The sequence below is a fragment of the Protofrankia sp. CiP1_Cm_nod2 genome (assembly GCF_920664355.1).
In the GTDB taxonomy this organism is placed as follows: Bacteria; Actinomycetota; Actinomycetes; order Frankiales; family Frankiaceae; genus Protofrankia.
This window is the reverse complement of sequence record NZ_CAKKTL010000171.1, coordinates 1-2,214: the sequence shown is the minus strand read 5'-3', so window position 1 is coordinate 2,214 and position 2,214 is coordinate 1. Positions and strand designations below refer to the sequence as shown.

Sequence of the window (2,214 nt, the reverse complement as noted above, 5' to 3'; positions counted from 1 at the left end):
GGAACACCGTGACGTGTCGGTTCTCCGGAACAACCTGGCGACACATCGGTGGAAGGCCGGCGACTGGCCCACGGCGGCCACCGAGCTCCAGAAGCTGGTCACCGAGCGGATGAAGTCCCACGGCCCTTATCACCGCGACACCGTCGCCACGCGCCACGCTCTCAGCGGAGTGCTCATCGACCTGCAGGATTTCGACGGCGCCGCCGCGGAACTCGACGAAGTGATCGAAGGCATGCGCCAGCTGGCCGGCCCGAAACATCACGACACGCTGCACAGGTGGTACGAGCTCGCCTGCGTGTACGAGCGGATGGGCCGCTACCACCAGGCGGCTGAAGCCCTCCAGGCCATCCTCGCCGACCAGCTGATGGTCCTGGGGGACTCCGACCAGGCGGTAACCACAACGAAGGAAGCCCTGGCCCGGGTAACAGCAGCTTCGCGAACGGAGCCCAGCCCAGCCGGCCCGTCGCGGGAAGCCGACCGCGAAGCCTGAAGCCGACCAGGTTCCGTTCACGTCCGGGCTCTTTCAGGAAGCCGCATGGCGGAACAGCCGGCCGCCGGAATCATCCTGCCGGGGACGGACGTGGGCATGCCGGGAGCCCGGGGGCCACCGGTCTCGTGCCACGGCGAGGACGGTGCGCGCGGCATCCTCGCCGAGGGTGCGGTGGGCAGCTACTCTCGGTAGCGTCCGGTCATCCCGTGGCGGCCCCGTGGCGTGGCCTGGGAGAATCGTGCTGGCGATACGGGGCCGACATGTGGGGTGGGCGAAAGCGGTGCGGATCGAACCGGCGGACGACGCGATGTTCCGCGAGCGCGACGCCTGGCGTTACGACCCGCCCTACGACTTCTACAACAGCGACGGTATGCCCGTGAAGAATCCCGAACGGTTCTTCGCCGCCCGCGACGACGACGGTGCCCTGGTCGGTTTCTACTTCTTCGAGCTACACGACGACGCGTTGTTCTACGGGTTCGGCCTGCGGCCCGATCTCACCGGCCGCGGGCTCGGCGAGCGCTTCGTGCTGGCCGGTCTGGAGCTCGCCCGTCCCGTCTACGGGCAGCGCCGGGTCGTGCTCGATGTCGCGGCCTTCAACACACGCGCCGTCCGTCTGTACCGGCGTCTTGGTTTCACCGAGACCGGCCGCCACACCGAGACGTTCGACGGCCGTGGGGCCGTGGAGTTCATCGATATGGAAAAACCCGGCTGAACGCCGTCGGCCTCCGGCCGGGCCTGACCGGCCCGGCGCCCCTGTCCACCGCGGGCAGCCCACGGATGTGGACGCTGGAGAGCACGCGACCGAACATCTACATTGTTACTGACCGTGGTCGACGGTCGTCTGTGGTCCCGTCTCATCGGAGCGATCCATGACGATTACCTGGCGGCAGCTTGACGAGTCCGACTTCGTGTTGTTACGGGGATGGCTGGAACAGCCGCACGTCGCCCGCTGGTGGAACCACGAGAGCACGATCGAGGCCGTCCGCCGCGACTTCGGCCCCGCGGCCCGCGGCGAGGAGCCGTCGGAGGACTTCCTCGCCCTGCTCGACGACCGGCCCCTCGGGCTGGTGCAACGTTGCCACCTCGCCGACTACCCCGCCTACCGCGACGAGCTGGCACCCGTCGTCGACGTCCCCACCGGCGCCATGAGCCTCGACTACCTGATCGGTGAACCCGGCCGGACCGGGCGTGGCCTGGGCACCCGCATGATCGCCTCGATGATCGCACGGACCTGGTCCGATCATCCCGCGGCCACCTGCGTCATGGTGCCGGTCGTGGCGGCCAACCGGGCGTCGTGGCGGGCACTGGAGAAAGCCGGCCTCCGACGTGTCGGGCAGGGGCCCCTCGCGCCGGACAACCCCGTCGACGACCCCCTGCACTACGTGTACCGCCTGGACCGCCCCCTGCGCTCGACCAGGTGCCGCGGCTTGCGGTGAACGCGCGTCAGGCGTCGCTCCACGGTGCTCGGCGTGACGTGCGGCCGTGCGGCCGCTCCGCGGTTGGCCGGGCCCGGATCCGGGCATCCCACATCCCCGGCCGGCCGGTGTGGGCCGGCCGGCCGGGTGGGCGTGGGTCAGCGGCCGGTCCGGCCGGGGCGTTTCGGCTGGCTGACGCTGTTGCCGAACTCGTCGATGAGACCGGCGCGGCGCAGCGCGTCGGCGAGCGCGCCGTCGGGTACGTCGTTCGACCCGCCGCGGCGGGTGCGCGGCTGCGCCCCGCCGGAG

The 2,214-nt window shown here is 70.6% G+C and carries 4 protein-coding genes; all 4 read left to right on the top strand.

From position 1 onward, the window contains the following. Positions 1 to 490: tetratricopeptide repeat protein (locus tag NBW84_RS17430; protein WP_250285792.1), on the top strand; the 490-nt coding region annotated here is incomplete at its 5' end. 45 nt (positions 491 to 535) lie between these two features. Then, positions 536 to 682 carry a hypothetical protein gene (locus NBW84_RS17425; RefSeq protein WP_250285791.1) on the top strand — a complete coding sequence of 49 codons (147 nt, stop codon included), beginning with the start codon at positions 536 to 538 and terminating at the stop codon, positions 680 to 682. Positions 683 to 770: 88 nt separating this feature from the next. Then, a complete protein-coding gene (locus NBW84_RS17420) occupies positions 771 to 1,202 on the top strand; it encodes a GNAT family N-acetyltransferase (protein WP_250285790.1) in 432 nt (143 codons plus the stop codon). 157 nt (positions 1,203 to 1,359) lie between these two features. Continuing rightward, a complete protein-coding gene (locus NBW84_RS17415) occupies positions 1,360 to 1,926 on the top strand; it encodes a GNAT family N-acetyltransferase (protein WP_250285789.1) in 567 nt (188 codons plus the stop codon). Positions 1,927 to 2,214 lie beyond the last annotated feature (288 nt).

What these genes read in the sequence shown, in the direction of transcription:
- NBW84_RS17425 (WP_250285791.1), top strand. Translation starts at nt 536, where the DNA reads ATGGCGGAACAGCCGGCCGCCGGAATCATCCTGCCGGGGACGGACGTG.
- NBW84_RS17415 (WP_250285789.1), top strand. Translation starts at nt 1,360, where the DNA reads ATGACGATTACCTGGCGGCAGCTTGACGAGTCCGACTTCGTGTTGTTA.